The organism is Chryseobacterium sp. SIMBA_029, assembly GCF_046535275.1.
GTDB lineage: Bacteria > Bacteroidota > Bacteroidia > Flavobacteriales > Weeksellaceae > Chryseobacterium.
Window position 1 is genome coordinate 239,195 of record NZ_JAWRXA010000005.1, and the last position, 19,979, is coordinate 259,173.

Annotated in this window: 18 protein-coding genes; 4 read left to right on the forward strand and 14 right to left on the reverse strand. The window is 35.4% G+C overall.

Annotated elements, in window-relative coordinates:
* Nucleotides 1–22 precede the first annotated feature (22 nt).
* The 5 genes from SB679_RS10980 to SB679_RS11000 all read right to left on the reverse strand — a co-directional run bounded on the left by SB679_RS10980 (nucleotide 23) and on the right by SB679_RS11000 (nucleotide 4,973).
* Nucleotides 23–2,230: a peptidase domain-containing ABC transporter gene (locus SB679_RS10980; RefSeq protein WP_410702316.1), complete on the reverse strand. Its 2,208-nt coding sequence runs from the start codon at nucleotides 2,228–2,230 to the stop codon at nucleotides 23–25.
* A 17-nt stretch (nucleotides 2,231–2,247) separates the two neighbouring features.
* Nucleotides 2,248–3,507: a hypothetical protein gene (locus tag SB679_RS10985; RefSeq protein WP_410702318.1), complete on the reverse strand. Its 1,260-nt coding sequence runs from the start codon at nucleotides 3,505–3,507 to the stop codon at nucleotides 2,248–2,250.
* Between the two features lie 87 nt (nucleotides 3,508–3,594).
* Complete coding sequence (locus SB679_RS10990) at nucleotides 3,595–3,753, reverse strand: hypothetical protein (protein WP_410702320.1); 159 nt, start codon at nucleotides 3,751–3,753, stop codon at nucleotides 3,595–3,597.
* 84 nt (nucleotides 3,754–3,837) lie between these two features.
* Nucleotides 3,838–4,713: a GLPGLI family protein gene (locus SB679_RS10995; protein ID WP_410702322.1), complete on the reverse strand. Its 876-nt coding sequence runs from the start codon at nucleotides 4,711–4,713 to the stop codon at nucleotides 3,838–3,840.
* 35 nt (nucleotides 4,714–4,748) lie between these two features.
* Nucleotides 4,749–4,973, reverse strand: a complete 225-nt coding sequence (locus SB679_RS11000; protein WP_410702324.1) for a hypothetical protein — start codon at nucleotides 4,971–4,973, stop codon at nucleotides 4,749–4,751.
* Nucleotides 4,974–5,253: 280 nt separating this feature from the next.
* On the opposite strand from SB679_RS11000, the gene SB679_RS11005 reads away from it, so the two are divergent.
* Nucleotides 5,254–6,993, forward strand: coding sequence for a helix-turn-helix domain-containing protein (locus SB679_RS11005; RefSeq protein WP_410702326.1), 1,740 nt, complete (start codon nucleotides 5,254–5,256; stop codon nucleotides 6,991–6,993).
* Nucleotides 6,994–7,020: 27 nt separating this feature from the next.
* Here the strand turns inward: SB679_RS11005 and SB679_RS11010 are convergent, their stop codons facing one another.
* Nucleotides 7,021–7,272: a hypothetical protein gene (locus SB679_RS11010; protein ID WP_410702328.1), complete on the reverse strand. Its 252-nt coding sequence runs from the start codon at nucleotides 7,270–7,272 to the stop codon at nucleotides 7,021–7,023.
* Between the two features lie 126 nt (nucleotides 7,273–7,398).
* Between SB679_RS11010 and SB679_RS11015 the strand changes: the two genes are divergently transcribed.
* The gene (locus SB679_RS11015; RefSeq protein WP_410702330.1) at nucleotides 7,399–7,788 is read left to right on the forward strand and encodes a hypothetical protein; all 390 of its coding nucleotides are present in this window, start codon (nucleotides 7,399–7,401) and stop codon (nucleotides 7,786–7,788) included.
* Here SB679_RS11015 and mnmE read toward each other — a convergent pair.
* The 5 genes from mnmE to SB679_RS11040 all read right to left on the reverse strand — a co-directional run bounded on the left by mnmE (nucleotide 7,766) and on the right by SB679_RS11040 (nucleotide 13,867).
* Nucleotides 7,766–9,151 carry a tRNA uridine-5-carboxymethylaminomethyl(34) synthesis GTPase MnmE gene (gene mnmE / locus SB679_RS11020; RefSeq protein WP_410702332.1) on the reverse strand — a complete coding sequence of 462 codons (1,386 nt, stop codon included), beginning with the start codon at nucleotides 9,149–9,151 and terminating at the stop codon, nucleotides 7,766–7,768. The two genes, SB679_RS11015 and mnmE, sit on opposite strands and share 23 nt — an antisense overlap.
* Nucleotides 9,152–9,260: 109 nt before the next feature.
* Complete coding sequence (locus tag SB679_RS11025) at nucleotides 9,261–9,839, reverse strand: NAD(P)H-dependent oxidoreductase (protein ID WP_410702334.1); 579 nt, start codon at nucleotides 9,837–9,839, stop codon at nucleotides 9,261–9,263.
* The gene (locus SB679_RS11030; RefSeq protein ID WP_410702336.1) at nucleotides 9,839–10,861 is read right to left on the reverse strand and encodes a saccharopine dehydrogenase; all 1,023 of its coding nucleotides are present in this window, start codon (nucleotides 10,859–10,861) and stop codon (nucleotides 9,839–9,841) included. Before SB679_RS11030 ends, SB679_RS11025 begins: the two co-directional genes overlap by 1 nt.
* A 55-nt stretch (nucleotides 10,862–10,916) precedes the next feature.
* Nucleotides 10,917–11,483 (reverse strand): Crp/Fnr family transcriptional regulator, encoded by a 567-nt coding sequence (locus tag SB679_RS11035; RefSeq protein ID WP_410702338.1) that lies wholly within the window; start codon nucleotides 11,481–11,483, stop codon nucleotides 10,917–10,919.
* A 614-nt stretch (nucleotides 11,484–12,097) separates the two neighbouring features.
* The gene (locus SB679_RS11040) at nucleotides 12,098–13,867 is read right to left on the reverse strand and encodes an aminopeptidase P family protein (protein WP_410702340.1); all 1,770 of its coding nucleotides are present in this window, start codon (nucleotides 13,865–13,867) and stop codon (nucleotides 12,098–12,100) included.
* Nucleotides 13,868–14,042: 175 nt separating this feature from the next.
* On the opposite strand from SB679_RS11040, the gene SB679_RS11045 reads away from it, so the two are divergent.
* Together SB679_RS11045 and SB679_RS11050 are read left to right on the forward strand one after the other, a co-directional pair.
* The gene (locus tag SB679_RS11045; protein WP_410702342.1) at nucleotides 14,043–14,480 is read left to right on the forward strand and encodes a DUF6526 family protein; all 438 of its coding nucleotides are present in this window, start codon (nucleotides 14,043–14,045) and stop codon (nucleotides 14,478–14,480) included.
* Between the two features lie 198 nt (nucleotides 14,481–14,678).
* Nucleotides 14,679–15,785 carry a DNA topoisomerase IB gene (locus tag SB679_RS11050; protein WP_410702344.1) on the forward strand — a complete coding sequence of 369 codons (1,107 nt, stop codon included), beginning with the start codon at nucleotides 14,679–14,681 and terminating at the stop codon, nucleotides 15,783–15,785.
* A 20-nt stretch (nucleotides 15,786–15,805) separates the two neighbouring features.
* On the opposite strand, the gene SB679_RS11055 is transcribed toward SB679_RS11050, so the two are convergent.
* The 3 genes from SB679_RS11055 to SB679_RS11065 all read right to left on the reverse strand — a co-directional run bounded on the left by SB679_RS11055 (nucleotide 15,806) and on the right by SB679_RS11065 (nucleotide 19,972).
* Nucleotides 15,806–16,714, reverse strand: a complete 909-nt coding sequence (locus tag SB679_RS11055; protein ID WP_410702346.1) for a helix-turn-helix domain-containing protein — start codon at nucleotides 16,712–16,714, stop codon at nucleotides 15,806–15,808.
* 90 nt (nucleotides 16,715–16,804) lie between these two features.
* Nucleotides 16,805–19,057, reverse strand: a complete 2,253-nt coding sequence (locus tag SB679_RS11060) for a TonB-dependent receptor (protein WP_410702347.1) — start codon at nucleotides 19,055–19,057, stop codon at nucleotides 16,805–16,807.
* 24 nt (nucleotides 19,058–19,081) lie between these two features.
* Entirely contained in the window at nucleotides 19,082–19,972 is an 891-nt protein-coding gene (locus tag SB679_RS11065; protein WP_410702349.1) for an urea transporter, read from the reverse strand.
* Nucleotides 19,973–19,979 lie beyond the last annotated feature (7 nt).

The following is a 19,979-nucleotide window of genomic DNA, read 5'->3' on the forward strand; positions in this document are numbered from 1 at the left end:
AAGAATTTACGAATTAGGATGGCTAGTTTCCCAGTTCTAATTGGTTTTTTACTAGATTATAGTAATCTGCTTTTCTTTCAACCAAGCTATGATGATTTCCCTGCTCGACAAGCTCTCCGTTTTTCAAGACAATAATTTGGTCTGCATTTTTTACAGTGCTTAATCTGTGAGCTACAATAATTACAGTCTTACCATGGAAAAAAGATTGAAGATTATCGTGGATTATTTTTTCATTTTCAGCATCTAATGCCGAAGTTGCTTCGTCGAAGAAAATAAAAAGGGGGTTTTTATAAACAGCTCTGGCAATTAATATTCTTTGTTTTTGTCCTCCAGATATACCGTTACCAGAAGCTCCAATTTTGGTATTTAAGCCTAAAGGCAATTCTTCAACAAAAGATTTTATATTGGCAGTTTCTAACGCATTATTGAGTTTTTTGTAATCAATTTTCTCATCACTTGTGGCAATATTCCTTTCGATAGTATCTGAAAAAATAAACCCATCCTGCATTACTACACCGCAGTTTTTCCGGAGATCAGTCGGGGAAATTTCATTGATATTTAAGTGATTAAATTTAATCTCACCTTTGACAGGCTCATAAAATTTCAAAAGCATTTTCATCAATGTGGTTTTACCACTTCCACTAGCTCCAACAATAGCGGTAACTTTTCCTTCAGGGATAAAAAGATCAATATCTTTTAAAACATACGGCGATTGCGGACCTTCATATTGAAATGAAACATTCTTGAAATAAATTCCTTTTTCTATACCGTTTTGGTCTGTATATTTTTTGCTTAAAAGTGGAACCTGGTACTCTTGTTCCTCTTCGGGATGATTTTGCACTTCATTTAGTCTGGATAAACTTAATTTTGCATCCTGTAATGATCGGAAAAACGCAATTAATTGATTTACGGGAGAATTCATTTGCCCGATGATATAGGAAACACTAAGCAGTGCCCCCAATGTCATGTGTCCTTTTACAACAAAGGAAGCAGCAAGAAATGTAACAATGATATTCTTTAACTGATTGACAAATTCAAAGCCGGAAATCTGAGCCTGATTAATCCTTAAAATCCTTATATTAAGTGCAAATATTTTTTCCTGAATCTGTTCCCATTTCTGGCGTTTAAAATCTTCAAACTGGTTGAGTTTCATCTCGGAAACGCCATTAATTATTTCATAAATGGATTCCTGATTTTCACTTCTTTGCTGGAAACGAAAATAATCCAGTAATTTCCTTTTTTTCATCCAGAAAACGGCCCACAAAATGGCAGCAATGGTGAATATAATATATACGGACAATATTCTATAATCATAGTACAAAAGAACGACAAAAAAGGCTGAAAATGTTAATAGTGAAAATAGCGTAAAAATACTTTGTGAGGTCAGAAATTGTTCAATTTTTTCATGATCCTGAATCCTTTGGTTAAAATCTCCCATTAGCTTGGTATCAAAGAATTTAATGGGAAGTTTCAAAAGTTTTTTTAAAAAATCTGAAATAATCCTAATATTGATTCTGGTACCTACAACCATCATAATCCAATTACGACAGATATCGAAAATGATATTGCCTATGGAACATGAAAGTTGAGCTAATAAGATATAAGTTATTAGGGAAAAGTTCTTTTTATTAACACCGTCATCTATTAATTTCTGTGTAAGAAAAGGTAAAATTAGTGTTGTAAGCATGCTTAAAAATAAAAGCAGGAACAATTTAAATATCTGTTTTCTGTATGGCTTCAGATAATGTAATAAATGTTCTAGGGTAGGATTTCCTTCTTTGAACTCATTTACATTTTCTTCATAAAATTTTTCTGTAGGCTCTAAAAATAAAGCCACACCCTCTTCTCCATCTGATAACCAATGTTTTACAAACTTTTCTTCTGATAAAGAAATAATACCGTGTCCTGGATCTGCTATTCTATAGGTTATTTTTCCGGTAAGAATATTTTGCGATATTTTGTAAATAACTATAAAATGATTTTGGTTCCAATGAAGAATACATGGTAGAATTTTTTTATCAAAATCCTGTGGTTTCAGCTTTACTGCTATGGTGTTAAAGCCTATTTTATCTGCTGCTTCGCTTATTCCTAACAATGATACACCTTCACGGGTAATAAAGCTTTTATCCCGTAAATATTGTAGCCTGAAGTACTTTCCATAGTATAATGACACCATAGCAAGACATGCAGGACCGCAATCTGTCTGATCATGTTGGGGAATGAACTTCATAAATAGTTAAAATTTCATTATTTGAATTTAATTGCATGATGTTTATAAAATAAATCTATCATATAATAACCAATGTCATCTTCCCATGAACTATCTAAAACATCCAAAAGTGTAATGACCTTTAACGGTTTTCCTATATTGATTAAGTCGATAAATTCTGTTATGCACACATTATTGTTAAATTCGAACTTTACACCTCGTACATAAATCAATAATTTGGATTCATCTATATTTTCCCGATATAAAATTTTAAAAGGTTCCTCAATAATAATTTCCTGTTCATGCTCAATTTTTTCTATATCATAATCAATCGGAAAAGGACTTGTTTTATAGCCACAATTACTGGCTAATGAATATCGAATATCTTTATAGCCCTCTCTCAATATATCTTTATAAGATAATGAATCATATTCTTCAGGAAATCCGATCAGCTTGAGTGTATCTTCTATACCGTCCGTATTTTCTAAATTATTTAAATCCGGATACAAGGGCTCGGAATTTGAAACAAAATACTGTTCCCGTATAGCTTCTGAAAGTTTGTTCAGTATTCTGCTTTTAGAATGATTATAAAACCAAAAAGTTACTGCAATAGATAAATCATTCTGTGTTCCAACATGATATTCACCATGTGGCATAAAATACAAATCCCCTTCTTTAAAACTATATTGAGTAGCATAAGGTAAAAATTTTTCAATATCCATATTGTTGTATTTCATTTCACCGGCGAGTGCTTCATATTTTTTTTGGTCCCATGTGTACATTGTTTTGTCTCCTGGTCCCAGATGAAAATGCAAAACATTTTCTCCTATAGGATCTTGATGAATTCCTAATGGGGTTTTATCATAATTTCCTATAAAAATTGTAAAATTTATGCCTTCCCTTGGAAATCCTGTTTTATCTAACAAAGGCTTTGTTTTTAATGCTATATTTTTTGACAGTTTTACATTAAACTTTTCACCGGAATTAATAATCATTCCAAACTTTTTATTACCAAACATTAGTTTGCTCCATTCTTCAATAGTTTCATTATCAGACGGAGGATTATTATAGATGTCAGTCATTTCACTTTTAGCAAGTTGCTTTCCTTCAACATAAATACGATAGCCGTAATCTGTTGTCCTCAATCTTGCCAAATCTTTTATAATTTGCATAACATACTTTCTAAACAAAACTGTTTCTTCTTTTGCTATACAATTTTTAAAAACTTGAGTTTTTGACATTTTTTCACTTTTTGAAAGAAATGAGTCCCACCATTTATCACCAAAATTATCAGTCATAGTTTGTTATATTTATTAAAATAAATCATTTAAAAAAGGGCAGAATAAATTCTACCCCTTACGATGTGAAGATTTCGCCAGTGGCTATCACGGAGTATGAACATGTTGATGTACATGTACATCTCCATTATCATAATCATTATCTTCATGCATTAGCTTACCGCCTCTAACTTTTATCTGTTCCATAGGAGTTAGTTTTTTAACTCCCAGGAATTCTGCTGCGCTTCTAATTTGCTTTTTTTTCATGTTAATTAGATTTTACTATTGTTATTTCCTGTCTTTATCATCTCGGCATCAGGCTCATCCTTATATTTTTTGAGGAAAAATTTTTCAACCTTTTATTTTTATATTTCCTTTAACAAGTGGGTACGGAATAGCTTTATCTAGTTCAACAGGGTTATAATAAGTTCTTATCTCAATTTGTGTAGATTCAGTAAGGTCATTAAATTCTTCTTTCGCTTTAATTTTCCTTCCATTTATTTCCACATTCCAGTCAGGCTGAAAATCGGTTCGCATTCTCGCATATGGGTCATTAAAAAAATCCAAGTTCAATCTTATCCAGGTTTTATAATTAATTTTTATTGCTTTTAGAATGTAATGAGATTCTATAAATTCATTTGTATTATAGGTGAATGGAAAATTCTGATTTCTTACAAAACTATAGATGAAGTTTTGTTTAGAATCTTCTATAAACAGAATCAACCCGGGAAGTCCTCTAAATTTGTAGGGTCCTTCGGATATCGGGATATCAGCTGTAAACCAGGCAATCCATTTTCTGCCTCCGAAATTTGCTGTTGCCATTTGTATTTTATAATTCGCAATAGTTTTAGTTTCTTTTTGGATCTTCCATTTTATTTCATCATTGGATTCAAAAACATAGTAGAATGGCATCATTCTAATTTGAACATAGTTGAGATTCATATTAATGCCTTTCTTTCTTGCAATTGTCTGACCTGTTTGACTTGTATGCTGATCGTATTGATGGTTTGGTAATTTCCTTAATGAATCGCTTTTGACGAAATCATGCTCATAAAATTTTACATTTTCGGGATTTATATCTAAGACCATTTCTTGAGTAGAATAGTCAGTTTGTGCCGAATCTGATTTATATTTCAATTCGTATATAAACCTATGGGTTTGTGCCATCATATATGTAGAGGCACCTAAAATCAAAATATTCCATACTATCAATATCTTATGCATCATCTTATAAAATTTTAAATACATATTTCTAATTATTCTTACCATTCAATTTTATCCTTTGGAGGAGGATCTTTTTCTTCAACAACAACAACAGGATCTGGATTATCTGTCGAAGATGTAGTTACACTGAAAGAATCTTTTTTTTGTCTTTCAACTATCTTATTGTTAGTTTCAGGAACACTTGTCAGCTCTTCTACTTCTCTGCAACTCACTACTGAAAATAATAGAACAGCCATTATCGTTAATGAGATAAACTTTTTCATAATAATTGTTTTTAAGTTTATCCCGGCACCAGGATTTTTTATAGAATTCTTGGGTAAATGTATATGGCTTGTACATTTCGCACAAAACAAGTAAGTTTCGATTTGGAAATTTTCCAAATTATTACGTGCTAATCTGAAAAATTTCCAAATTGAAACGGGTAATCAATTGATATTATAGCATTTAAATAAATCAGGTATTTATAGTAAAAATTTATTTCTATTATCAATTATGAATGATTTTGTTTACTTTTGGATTATAAAACTAAATGATTGAACAAAAATGTTACTAAAAAAATGGATTTTCGGTCTATTTTGTTTCTTTTTAATTTTTCCTTTCGGAAAAGTTAATGGGCAAAATATATATGAAGAGTTAAGAAATGTATATGATAGCTTTGATAAAAATGATGAAGCGGCTCTGCCGTATGTAAAATGTTATATTCAAAAAGCAAAAAAAGAGAAAAACTTCAGAGAAATAAAACAAGGTTATGAAGATTATTCCTTCTATTCTTCTAATAAAGAATTAAAAATAAAATATGCAGACAGTGCTATTGTTGCTGCTAAAAAGACGGATGATCAAGAATTGATATCAGCTTCTTATTTGTATAAAGGCAGCCTTTATTATTTTTATTACAAAAACTATACAGCTGCTTTGGATGAATATCTGACGGCCTATCAATATTCTCAAAATGGCAATGATGATTACTTAAAATATAAAATCATCTATCAAATAGGCTTGGTAAAAAGCTATCTGGGGTATTATGATGAAGCATTGGTTCATTTCAATGAGTGTATTGCTTACTTTGGACCTAAAACCAAAGAGAAAAATTATCCTACCCAAATCTACAACGATAGCAAAGGCTATTTAAACAGTTTACATCAAGCAATTTTTTGTTATCAGTACCTCAAAGATTACAAAAAGGCGGATTTCCTGATTTCTACCGGATTTCAATTTGTAAGTCTATCCAAAGATTTTCCCTCTGAAAAAGATTATTTTCTGAAGTGCAAAGGCATTTCGGACTATTATCATAAAAATTATAAGACTGCAGTACAAAACCTTAACCATGCACTACCCATCCTACAAAAGAACGATGACATCTATTGGGTTTCCGTTTCTGAATTCTATATCGGGAAAAGCCTTTTAGAATCAGGGAAGGAAGAGTTTGCTATAAAGCAGTTTGAAAAAGTGGATTCGATTTTCAAGAAAAGGAAATTCATTTTTCCTGAACTGCAGGAAAACTACGAATTGCTCATTTTGTATTACCAAAAAAATAAAAATAGCCAAAAGGAATTGGCTTATACCAAAGACTTATTGAAAGTTGATAGTATTCTCAAAAAAGATTTCCCTTATCTATCTTCAAAATTACATAATGGTTATGATGGTCAAATCTTGATAGAAGCTAAAAAGAAGTCGGAAAACCGCAATAAATGGGGATTAGGGACTATCGGACTACTAGTAATTGTGATCATTATATTATCTTTTGGAATATGGAGGTATTATCATAATGAAAAGCTGATAAAACAAAAATACGACGAACTAGAAAAGAAGTTACAAGAAAATAAAAAAGGATCAGCATTCTATGAATGTATACCAGTACAAAATAAATCTATCATAAGTGCAGATGTTTTTGCAGATTTACAAAACAAACTAAAAGATTTTGAAGACCGCAAAGGCTTTAAAGAAAATGGTCTTACGATTGAACAGCTTGCAGAAACTTTCAACACCAACAAGTTTTATCTTTCCCAATACATCAATGATACGAAAGGAGTAAACTTCAGCAGATATATTTCTGTCCTGCGTATTAACTACATTACAGAATTAATGTATAATGTTCCAAAATACCTCCGATTAAATATTCAGGGGTTAGCTGATGAATGTGGGATTGCCTCTAGAACTAATTTTTCTAATCTCTTTCAGGAAATAAACGGTATCCGTCCAACTGATTTCATAAAACAAAGGAAAAAAGAACTGGAAGAAGATGGGAGTGTGTTAGGTGGACACATTTCTACATCTGAACCGTAAATCAATCTTAACTTCTCACTCTGGTCTTTAATTGTTTTCTATGCCGGTATTTCCAGATTGATAATTGTTTTTTCCTTCAAAACGTAACAAATTAAAAAGAATTGTTGTTTCATTTGAATCCTTAAAAATTCCCTCAAAAGCAGAAAAAGCAATGTTATTGTCTTTAGAAACTTTTTGCCCAATTCTACTCAATTGATCCACTAATTGCTGGTGGTTTTCTATTTTTAAATTTGGTTGTAAAAATTTCTCAAACCTGATTGCTTTTTCAATCGTGTTCAAAAACAGAATCGAGATATTTTTTCTTTTCAAAAGCATAAACTCTTGCATTGATCAATAGAATAGAGTTTTGTTTTTGAAGATGTAGTCTCAATGTCTGATCGGGAGATTTATCTAAGCATGAGGAATATGGCAAAATATAAGAATAATGACAAAGGTTCTTACCATTCGATGGACTTTGTCTTAACAGATACTTTATGTGTCCAAATGTACGAAGATACTTGGAGCAGGAAAGAATGGAAAGATACTCCATATTTTGCTCTGGAAGAAAAATTAGTTAGAATTATTGTCTACACCGAATTGTATGCAGAATATTCACATCAATATTATTTACAATTAGAGGAAAGGTGGCGCAAAGAGGCAATCATTAAGCAGCAGGAAATTGAGAAACAAGAGGCAATTGAAAAAGAACAAAAAGAAGTTGAAAAACTAATCCTTACAGCCGAAAACTTTTATAGAGCTCAAAAGATAGAAAGCTTGAAATCTAAAATATTTCCTACTTCCCGATACAAAACTTAGAAAAAATATTCCCCAGCACCTCATCATTGGTTACTTCACCTGATATTTCACCAAGATGCTCTAAAGCATTTCTCAGTTCATAGGCTAAAAGCTCTGTAGAGATCTGGAAGGTGATGGCTTCTTTCACTTTATCAACTGCTTCCAACGATTTACGAAGAGCCTCAAAGTGACGCTGATTGGTCACAACGACATTATTTTCCTGGGACTTCAACTGCTCTACGTAAGAAGACAGTTCATTTTTAAGGTCCTGAATGTTTTGATTTTCTACTGCGGAGATGGTAATGAAATCAAAATCTGCGGAGATCTCTTTTCTGAAAGCAGTTTCAACGGTTTGATATTTTACAGGAGAAACTTCATCAATTTTGGTTGCACAGATGATCAGTTTTAAATCTTCTCGTTGTAATGATCTGATCATGTCAATATCTTCTGAAAAATCTTCAGTAGCAGCATCAGCCAGATACACCAGAATATTAGCCTGATCAACTTTTTCTCTGGCTTTTTTAACCCCGATCGCCTCAATTTCATCTACTGTATCGCGAAGTCCTGCAGTGTCGATCAGACGGAATGCGTGGCCTTTGATATGCAAAACTTCCTCAATCGTATCTCTTGTCGTTCCTGCAATATTGCTTACAATGGCTCTTTCTTCTTTCAGTAAAGAATTCAGTAAAGTCGATTTTCCGGCATTCGGTTTCCCGATGATTGCAACGGCCGTTCCATTTTTGATGGCATTTCCGTATTGGAAACTTTCTATAAGTGAATTTAATTTTAAATCAATTTTATCTAAAAGCAAATTCAACGCTGAACGGTCGGCAAACTCGACGTCTTCTTCTGCAAAATCCAGTTCCAGCTCAATCAGTGAAACGAAGTTCAGCAAATCGGTTCTCAATATTGCTATTTCGTTGGTAATTCCTCCTTTCAGCTGGTTGATCGCTACTTTTCGGGATGCTTCATTTTCTGAGGCAATAACATCTGCAATCGCTTCAGCCTGAGAAAGATCTATTCTTCCATTGATAAACGCACGAAGGGTAAACTCCCCCGCTTTCGCCATTCGTGCTCCGTTTTTAATTAAAGTTTCCAGAATACGCTTACCAATATGTGGAGAGCCGTGAAAAGCAATTTCCACAGAATTTTCTGTAGTAAAACTTTTCGGCGCCAGGAAAATAGACAACATCACTTCATCAATCGCCTCATCTTCATCCATAAAATATCCGTAATGAATCGTGTGCGATTTCTGTTTCTCAAGATTTTTCCCGGGAAAAGATTTCTGAACGACTGATAAGGATTCGTTCCCTGAAACTCTGATAATCCCTAAAGCTCCTACTCCATTGGCCGTAGCCAGTGCACAAATGGTATCGTTATTCATGGTGCAAATTTACGTTTTTTATCGATAATGTCGTTGTTCTGCAGCTATACAGATTGTCTATGATTTTGATATAAAAACAAAACACGAGTTATTCAATCTCTGTCAATTCTTACTTCTGCTTTTGTCCCAATCCTTTTATTTTAGTTAGCCATTGCATACGCTGTTTTTCATCCGAAGTTTTGATAATTCCGACATACGTCACTTTTACCGGTTCCACACCGCAAAATACAAGGGTAGATTTTTTAAGCTGGTTAACACTCGGTCGTCCATAGAGCAAACGATAATACCAACCCGGCTGATCCAGTGTGGTAATGATATGTCCGGTTTTTCCTTTTAAAAGTTTATCCCACCACACTGAATTTTCTCTATATTTAAAAGCTATTCCTGGAAGAAAAAGCCGGTCTATAAAACCTTTGGTACGAGCCGGAAGACCTCCCCACCATACCGGATGAATCCATACCAGATGATCTGCCCACTGGATGATTTCCCAGGCCTTAAGTAAATCCGGTTCCAGTTCCATTCTTTTCTGATAACCAAATTGCAGGTTCGGATCAAACTGCAAATCTGCAATGGTAATTTCCCGTACTTCCGTACCTGATTGCAAAGCACCTTCTTTATATGCTTTTGTGAGTCCAAAATTGAATGAATCTCTATTCGGATGTCCATTAATGATAACAATTTTTTTCATTACTTAATTTTTATGTTGATGGTTTCATATTCATTGAGTGCTGCAAAAAGTGAATCGGAGCGGTGCAGCTGATGGCTAAAATAAATGGCATTTTCAAGATGTCTTTTCATTAATTCTTCGGTATGTAGAACAGCTGATAATGCAGTCAATTCTGCCTGCCCCTTTGTACTCTGCAGACTAATTTTCCTGCTGCCAACTTTCGTTTGTATCACAATTTCAAAAACAGACTGGTCTCCGCTACCACTGGATCCGAAAATCATTCTTCTTTCTTTTAATGATAAGATAGTAAAGATTTTCCAACGCTGAAATGCTCCCAACAGCCACGTTATCAACTTTGAATTATAGGTCATTTTCACACTGACAGTGGGTATTTTCTCAATCTTGTTTAAAATATACAAATCGGGAACATCAAAATTATAAGCAGTCCTTTTTCCTATTCCAAAGGAGTAGTTGAAATATTCGGCATCTAAAAAATGGCGAACCTGTAATGGACTGTTATTCTTGTACATTGAAAAAGGTTTTGCTACATTTTCTGCCATAAAATGAGCTGAACTTTCTCCTGCCAGGTCTTTTACCGAATAATACACGAAAAGTTTAATCTCCTCAATATCTTTCATATGTGGAGTTGATGAAGCCGCCAAACCGCCTACAATACCACCCATCCAGCCCGAACTGAAAACAATCCTGCTGTTAACCGACTGTTTTTTTGCCCATTCATAGGCTTTCATTAAATCGGGAGTTGGTTTGGTAATATCAAGATAATCAATATGATTTTCAATGGCAAAGCGGAGCACATGATCTTCTTTATCATTGACTGACAACACAATAAGATTGATCTTTTTGTCTGTAATGGATTGAAATGTATGAGGCTGATTGACATCGATTACAAGATCGTTTTCCGTTTTTCCAGCTTTTCGGCTTCCGATAAAAATGCTATAATCAGGGTTTCTTGAGGTAAGAATCCGGGAAATTGTTTTTCCCACCATGCCATTACCGCCGATAATTAAAATGTTTGACTGCATCTATTATTTTTTTACAAAACTATAGTGCTGTCCGTAGAATTAACAGGACAAATGTCTAAAAAGAAATTTCTTTCCGGATACGGCTTAAATGCCTTTGGGTAATCCCTAAATAGGATGCCAAATGCTGTAACGGAATATCCTGAATATAATTTGGCTGGTTTTTGAGTAAGGAGGTATAACGCTGTGCGGCGCTGTCTCTCTGCAGCTGAAAAAAACGTTTTTCAAGTTCCAGGTATTCCTGCTCTGCAATCACCTTTAAAAAATATATCCAATTGGGATTGTTGGTTGTTAATTCTTCAATTTTCTCCTTCTTTATCACCAATACTTCAGCATCTGCGATGGCCTGCATGGTTTCCGTACTCGTCCGTCCTGAAATAAATGAGGAATAGGAAGCAATAAGATCATTAGGGAATCTGAAACAGTAGGTCATATCTTTTCCATCACTGGAAATATAGTAGGACCGAAAAATTCCCGACTGAATGAAACCTATCTCTTTACATTTATCGCCTTCCTTCACAAAGTATTCATTTTTGCTTATTTTTTTCATCTCAAAAAGCGTCATACAATGATGAATTTCTTCTTCTGAGAATATATTAAAACTTCGGAAGTACTGAGCTACCATTTTTGTGGATGATTATAATTAAATAGGAATGGATTTCACAAAAATACAAAATACGGATCAGTATTAAAAGTTGGAGATAATATATTTTCATAAGGAATTTTTTAATCAAAAAAAATGGATAAAATTGCTTTGAACAGAAGATTACGACTTTGAAACTCTCGCAGATTAAACTGATCATGCAGATTTTTTTAATATGAGCATCAATTTGATTTGTAAAATCAACAGGAAGAAAATAATATAGCACTTCATACCGTTAACTCATTTACTCTTTACAATGATAAATAAGTAATCTGCTCAATCAGCCTGATCTGCGAGAAATAAATATACATTTTTCATAAAAAAATCACCCCATTGCTGAGATGATTCTAAAACTGCTTTTGAATTTACTAAGTTATATGAAGAAATGAAATGATGTCTTTTTTGTTGATACAAATGTAGGCTCAAAAAATCTCTAATCCTTCAGGGGAAACCCTAAACTTATATCCGTAAAAATACGGTTGTATAATTAACTTTATTGGATATATATGTGCTTGATTAGATATTAGCTCATTGAATTTCAATAAAAAAGCTCCGTAAAAACTTACGGAGCTTAAATTTATCTAACAAATAGGCTGTTAAAGTGGGCTTACCAATTGTAAGAACCATTCTTTAACCTCTCCTTCTAAATGCGGAGCTAATTTTTCTTCACATGTTTTATGATACTGGTTCAGCCATGCAATTTCTTGTTCAGAAAGAATATCTTTTACGATTGTATCTTTAAAGAACGGGCAGAAAGTTAATGTTTCGAAATCATAGAATGTTCCGTGAATTGTTTTTTCTGCTTCTCTTACCGCGATCAGGTTTTCATGACGGATTCCGTAATCTCCTTCCAAGTAATATCCAGGTTCATTGGAACATACCATTCCCGGAAGAAGATCCTGAGGATTCATATCTTTTCTGATATTCTGAGGGCCTTCATGAACGTTCATAAAGCTTCCCACTCCGTGTCCTGTTCCGTGGTTGAAGTCTTTTCCTTCCATCCACAACGGAAGTCTTGCAATGGCATCTAAATGAACTCCTTTGGTTCCTTTTGGAAATTTCACCATCGAAAGACGGATAAGTCCCTGCAATACCAAAGTAGAATTTCTTTTAAAATCATCAGAAACAGCTCCCAACGCAAATGTTCTTGTGATATCCGTCGTTCCTTCCAGATACTGACCTCCTGAATCTACCAGGATGCTTGCATCATTGGTTACTTCCTTACTTCCTTCTTTTTTGGCAGAGTAATGCATAATGGCACCGTTATCTTTATATCCAACGATACTTCCGAAACTTTCGCCTACAAAATTTTCTCCTTCTTCACGGAATCCTCTCAGTTTTTCGCCGATAGAGAATTCATTCATAGGTTCCTTCCCTGCTGCATGATTCAGCCAGTACAGGAATTTCACCATAGCAACGCCGTCGCGCACCATTACTTTTCTGAATCCTTCCAGCTCAGTGTCATTTTTCTGGGCTTTCATTAAATTTCCAGGAACGGCAGCTTTTACAAACTGATTATCAGTCTTTAAAATTTCGAATATTGACTGATTGCTGTTCGGAGAGATCAGGATTTTTTCATTTTTAATTCCTTTCAGATGATTGAAAAATTCCTCATACGGCATCATTTTCACGAAAGAATCATCCATCTGTTTTCTTGCTTCTACTTCCAGTTTATCTAAATCAGTGAATAGAATCGCATCATTTTTAGTAATGACAATATACCCTAAAAATACCGGGTTGCTTTGCACATCACTTCCTCTTAAATTCAGGGTCCAAGCGACATCATCCAGACTTGAAATAATATGTACTGCCACTTCCTGTTCTTCCATTTTCTGACGGATCGCAGAAAGTTTATCAACAACAGATTTTCCTGCTCTTTCTACAGGATGGGCATATATTGGGTTTTTCGATGGTGTTCTTCTGTCTTTCCAGATTTCTTTCAGTAGAGGAATACCTGATAATGTGATATTTTTAGCATCAAATTTAGAAGAAAGAAGCTCCCAGTTTGCATTGGAAGTAGCAATATCATTAACGGCCACTTTCCCATGGGAAGGAATTTCTGAGATGATCCAGTCGATATAATTGGGTGTTCCTTCCATTCCGTCTTTAAAAAGATCGATTCCGGAACCTTCCAGCTCTATCGCAGCCTGAGTATAGTATCTTCCATCAGTCCAAAGGCCTGCTTTATCTTTCGTAACTACTACAAAACCTGCTGATCCTAAAAACCCTGAAAGCCAAGACCTCTCCTGCCATTCTTCGGGTAAATATTCACTCATGTGAGGATCTGAAGAGTATACAATAAAAGCATCAACATTATTTTTCTGCATTTCTTCACGAAGCGCAGCTACTTTTTCCTTTGAAGTCATGTTTCAATTTATTTTAATACCGAAAGTTACAAAAAATTTGATTTTAAATCTCAGCGATACTGTAAATGGAAAAACTTTAAGTTATTTAATAAATACAATTGTTTTTAATCATGAAAAATAGCAATTCGTATTAAAAATACAATGTTTTGGAAAGATTATTGCTAAGCTTACTTATATGGAAAAACAGAATTACAAAAACCACAGGAAATTTTACCCGCCGCATCATTTTATTTTGCTTCCGATATTGATAATTCTGGAAGGGTATGGACTGTATAAAATAGTAAACGATCCGGATCATCAGCTTATCTGGATTCTATTTTCTGTGGTCTTGTTTTTGATATTCTATTTAGCAATCATGCTTAGGCAGCATTATGCACTGGGTAATCAGAACCGTATCGTGCGGCTGGAATTCAAACAGCGTTATTTCGAAATCTTTAATGAAAGGTCTGATGACATTGCTGAAAAATTAAGTTTTTCCCAGATCGCTGCCTTAAGATTTGCCTATGATGATGAATTCAAAGATCTTTTATATAAGGCACTCCATGAAAATATTTCCGGAGACGAAATTAAAAAATCCATCAAAAAATGGCGACCAGACCATCACAGAATTTAAACTAATCAAAAAATAAATTATTATGCAAAAATTAACCTTATACAGTATTTCAATATTAAGTTTATTGTTACTATCAAGTTGTGAAGCAGTAGAGACGGTTTTCAAAGCAGGAATGTGGTGGGGAATTATCGTAGTTTGCGCCATTGTAGTCATACTTTTATTAATATTTTCGAAGGGTAAAAACTCTTAACCATTTTTATGGAGAAGAATGCAGACTTACAGATTATTTCCCGTCTGAAACCTTCAAAAATCGTCAAAATTATGAAGGATCCGGAAGCTTCTGCAAAGGCGGTACATCTTGTATATACCACCGATGCAGAATCAGCCGGTATCACCAGAAAGAAAACAGGAAAGAAATATGCTTATTTCAAGGAAGGTGAAAAGATCAGGGATAAGGAAGAAATCACGCGTATCAACAAGCTGGTTATTCCGCCTGCATGGGAGAACGTGTGGATTTGTGCTTTAGACAACGGCCATCTCCAGGCCACCGGGCTTGACGCCAAAATGCGAAAACAATACCGCTATCATCCGCTGTGGAGCGCTTTAAGAAATCACACCAAGTTTTACAGGATGCTTCAGTTTGGGTATGCACTTCCGGAAATACGCCTGCATCTGGAAAAGGATCTGGCGATAAGAAATTTGGAAAAAAGAAAAATTCTGGCTCTTATTGTGAGTCTGATGCAACGGACCAACATCCGTATCGGAAATAATGCCTACGAAAAGCTTTATGGCTCATTCGGACTTACGACTTTAAAGGATAAGCATGTTCAGATTAACGGACAGAAAATTACCTTTTCTTTTAAAGGTAAAAAAGGCATTATGCATCATATTGACCTGAAGAGTAAAAGGCTGGCAAAACTGGTCCAGAAATGCAGAGAGATTCCGGGAAAGGAACTTTTCCAATATATTGATGAGGATGGAACCCGACATTCTATAGATTCGGGAATGGTGAATGAGTATATCAAAGAGATCAGCGGCGAAGATTTTACGGCTAAAGATTTCCGTACGTGGTCCGGAACAGTGAATGCTTTTATTGCTTTTAAGGAAATCGGATATGCAGAAAATGATACTGAATATAAAAAGAAAGTAAAGGAAGCACTGGAAATAGTGGCTTCCCATCTCGGAAATACGAGCACGGTGTGCAGGAAATATTATGTTCATCCGTTAGTCATCAACCTGTATGAAAATAACACCATCAAAAAGTATTTTGATGAACTGGAACAAATAGAGGAAAATGATGGTAAGGCGGATTTAACCCACGAGGAAAAACTGGTGCTTAAGATTCTTGAAAATGAAAAAATGTAATTCTCTTTTTTCAAACAGCATTACAGTACATCATGCATTACCTCACCATATTGTTTATTATTTAAAAACCGCTGTCTGTATTCTTTAGGCGTAATCCCGGCTACTTTTTTAAAAAGCTGGGTAAAGTGGGAAGCAGTATGGAAATTAAGTTCATACGCAATCTCAGCAATATCTCTACTGGAATGAAGCAACGCTTTGCTGTAGTTGATATCAATTTCATTGATCCATTGTTTCGGAGACTTCTGCGTTACATTTTTTACACATTTATTGAGGTAGTTTTCTGTGACGGATAATTTGTCCGCATAAAAAGCTACCCTTTTTTCTTCAATATGATATTTAAATAAAAGATCTCGGAACTGAAGCGAGAGCTCCATAGAACGGGTTGCCGCTTTATGGGTTCCGTCTAAATCGGTATGAAGCATTTTCACTAAAATAAGATGGAGCATGGTGATAAGAACTTCATTTACGTCCAGGTTATTCAATAAAAACTCCTGTTCCATAATCAGGAGCAGCTGGGTAATGGTTCCATAGGTAAGTGCATCCAGCGTAAGAAAAGGATTCATAAAGAAGATACTGGTTTTATGTTTCGGCAGTTCCTGTTCGGATAAGATGCTGTTTTCATAGGCCAGAAAAAAACCTTCAATATCATCAGATAATTCTAAGGTTGCGGTAATGGTTCCCTGTTTTATAAAAATGACTCCTCCTTTCTCGGCATCATATTCTTCATTTTCCAGATACTGCTTGATATGCCCGTTGGTCACAAAAATGATAAAGTTGAAAGTGGTACGGTATGGAATAACCGGCATCAGGATCCCTTTAAGATAATTTTCGAGCCGATACAACTGGACATCCGCATTATTGGCTAATATTTTCTCCGTAATATTAGGGAGAAATAATTTTTTATACTGAAAATTGGAAAGTACTTCCATATCCTTGGTTGTAAATTATTTAAGGGTTATACAAATTTAAAGTAAACGGGCCAAAGCCCGTTATTATTGATCTTATTTTTGTCTTTAATTTTAGAATTTATAATACACACCCATTTTGATTCCGAAAGGGTTTCCCGGGGTGTAAGTAAGGTCTGTAACAGACTGCTGCTCGTTTCTCAATTGGGTTTCTGTGGCGAACTGGGCTTCATTCCATTGTACATTGAAAAGGTTGTTCACCTGCAGGTTGGCGCCCCATTTCGGACGGTTATAGGAAAGCATCAGATCATTCACAAAATAGGCTTTTGTGCGGATGCTGTTATCTTCAACAGCTGGTCTGGCCCCTAAATAACGGTACTGCAGCCCTAAAGAGAAACCATTCAGAAAATCCCAGTTCACTGATCCGGTGCTGGTAACAACCGGTGCAAGAGGCACGTAATCTTCTCCTTTCTGTTCTTCAACAAATCTTGCGTGAGAATAGTTAATATCTGCATTCAGGTAAAAGTTTTCAATCGGCTGAAAACGGACACCCAGATCAGCACCATAGCGTCTGGATTTTCCGGAAGGTTCTACAACGGCATCGTCACCTACATACACAAATTCCTGCTGTAAAGACATATACCATAATGCAGGGGTAATGATCAGCGATTTCAAAGGATGCAGTCTTACGCCCAGATCTCCGCCTATAGAATACGGCAATGTTTTGTCTCCATTGTTCTGAACGACTACTCTGATATCATTGGAGTGGAATCCCATTCCGGTTTTCAGGAACCACATTACTTTTTCGCTGGTGGCATATGAAAAATTAAGTTTCGGACTTAGTCTTGTCGCTTCTGTTGACTGTCCGGAAGGCAGTTGTTCAGGATCCAGCAGATTATGCATATTAAAAATGAAATGATCGACTCTCAAAGCAGGATTTATCGTCCATTTTCCGGTTTTCCAGATTAGTCCGGAATAGGCATGCAGGTTGGTTTCTGTTCCGTTGACATCAGACAGTTTATCTAACAGCATATCTCTGTGATAGACGTGATTAAGCTGCAACGTATTGATATCATCATTTCTGAAACCTACCCCGGAAATCCAGTCCAGTGTTCCATTTCCAACAGAAAAATTCTTTGTATATTTCATCTCGGTTCCATAGATATTTCTTCCGTCTGTCTGCTGAATCTCGTCGCCGTGGTCTTTATCTTTTAAGTAAAAAGTAAAATCCGAATATAAATTAAAGTTATACTTTGAATACCATCCCATAACATCGATGTGCTCTGAAGGTGAAATGATATGTTTATAATTCATCTGAAGATTGGTATGCGAGGTACTTCCACCTTCTGTGGGGTCTATACTTCCCCATCTTCCAATAATCCCTTCATCTACCGCACGTTCCGGAATCTGCCCGGAAGCATTCCATGAGGAATTGAAAGTGGAAAACTGGATATTAAAATAATCCCGGTCTGTAATCCACTGGTTGTATTTCCCGAAAATATTCACCCGGTTAAAGTTCTGTTTTACATCAAAAGGTCCATCCGAATAATTGTATTCTGCCGCTACATAAGCTCCTTTTCTTCCTGCTGCATCGTTAAGAATATTGAACATCCCCAACACTCTTTTGGAATTGAAAGATCCTCCTTCCAGTTTTACCATGCTGTTTTTCAGTTTGTCATAGGTTTGAAAATCCACGTAGCCTGCGGTATCAAAATCTCCGCGGTCCATATAATAAGCACCTTTCCCAAAGTCGATATTATTAACGGTTTCCGGGATGACAAAATGAAGATCTGAATATCCCTGTCCATGGGCATGTGATACAATATTTACAGGCATTCCGTCTACATTTACGCTTACATCTGTTCCATGATCGGCATCAAAACCTCTCAGAAAAAGCTGTTCTGCTTTTCCTCCTCCTGCATGTTGTGCTATAAATAATCCGGGAACTTTACGAAGCAGATCCTGCGCTGAATTCACCGGAAACTTGTTAAGATCAACTTTGGTAATTGCCGATAAAAATGAACTGTGGCTGATGGCTACTTCAGAGATCTGAAAAGGTTTATGCTGTAAAAAAACAACTTTATTTTTATCCTCATTGTTAGTCACCACCCATTGTATATTTTCATATCCCTGATGGCTGATGACAAGGGTATCCGGGAATGATTTTATAGTAAGTGTTAAAGATCCGTCGGTTCCTGAATGCGCATGGTTGTTTCCATGATCAAACAAAACCAAAGCATCTGCAATAGGAAATTTATCGTCTGCATCTTTAATGATCAGTTGTTTTTCTGATGGTGTTTCCTGAGCTGAAATAAGCCCATTGATAGAAACAGCAAGAACAGCGACCATTATTTTAGTTATTTTCATTGATTTTCTATAGTATGTTTAGAATTATTTTTCTGTTTTAGAAAGAAAAAGTTTTTGAATAAGCAGGGTAATCCACGTTCCTGCTACAAAAGGAAATGTAAGGACTCCCCCTACTTCACTGAGTACGTTATGATCGATTAACATATCATCAATAATCACCGTAATCACTACTGCTAACAGTACCCATATTCCATCGGTTTTTTTAAACCCTGAAAAGACAATAGCAGAAAGTACCGCATTAAATCCGAATAACCCCAGATGGATTTCATCAATGGCCTCCCCGTTCATATGGGAAATATATGCCCCCAATACTGACCCGGCAAGCCCATACAGAGCAGCTGCAGGAGAACTGATGAAAACAGCGATGAAGAAAATAATCCCTGAAAGCACTCCACCCTGGAAAATCACTTCCCCAAAGCCATTGGTGCAGGTTAAAAAGTCATCATAATCTGCCGGTTCTACAGCTGCTGACATCATTTCCGAAGGCGGAATCTGCGTAAAATGGTGCAGTACAAACACACAAACCCAGGTGATGATGATAAAAGGAAAAGTAAATACGGGAATTTTATTTTTAATAAAGAAATGCTGAATCACTGCAGCCAATGCTCCGCCTACGATAATAAGAAGCCATATGACGATGGTAGTCTGAAACACAAAAGACAGGGCAACGCCTACCAGTGCCGCACTGAAGCCGTATAATCCGGCATTAATTTCAGATTGATCGTACTTAAGCATCATTGCGGTATAGGTTCCGGCAACTGTAGATAACAGAACGGCAATACCACCCTGCCAGCTTCCCATAAAAATACCGATCAAAAACAGAAGGCCTGTCCATCTGTTTTCCTGAAGCATAATTTGTCCGATTCCTTTTAAAACATTGTCAATAAAAGGGATTTTGTTGAAAAATTTATCCATGTTATTT